At 71.4% G+C, this 609-nt stretch carries 1 pseudogene; it reads left to right on the top strand.

The window, feature by feature from the left end:
* A pseudogene (locus AC27IQ_RS26715) lies at window positions 1-609 on the top strand (heavy metal translocating P-type ATPase); the annotation flags it as partial.

The following is a 609-nucleotide window of genomic DNA, read 5'->3' as shown; positions in this document are numbered from 1 at the left end:
GCGGCCCTCGCAGTGGATCGCGGCGGTGCGGCGCGCGGGCTACCGGGCCCTGCCGGCCATGGACGCCTTCGCGCGGGCGCAACGCCAAAGTGAGCACCGCCGCGCGCTGTGGCGCTGGCTGGTGGCCGGCTTTTGCATGATGCAGGTGATGATGTACGCGTGGCCCGCCTACGTGGCGCAGCCGGGCGACCTCACGGCCGAGATGGAGCAGCTGCTGCGCTGGGCCTCGTGGGTCATCACGCTGCCGGTGGTCATCTTCGCTTGCGGGTCGTTCTTTGCGAACGCGCTGCGCGACGTGCGCCTGCGCCGGGTGAGCATGGACCTGCCCGTGGCGCTGGGCATGGCCATCACCTTCGGGGTGAGCACGGCGGGCACCTTCGATCCCAGCGGAATCTTCGGGCGCGAGGTGTTCTACGACTCGCTGACCATGTTCGTGTTCTTTTTGCTCACCGGCCGCTGGCTGGAGCTGCGCCTGCGCGACCGCACGGCCGGCGCGCTGGAGGCGGTGATGAACCGCCTGCCCGACAGCGTGGAGCGCCTGCAGGCCAATGGCGCCCTCGTGCGCGTGGCCGTGCGGCGCCTGGCGGTGGGCGACACGGTGCGCGTGCT

It is taken from the genome of Acidovorax sp. KPB24-07 (genome assembly GCF_057543315.1).
This window is presented reverse-complemented; position numbering and strand designations above follow the sequence as displayed.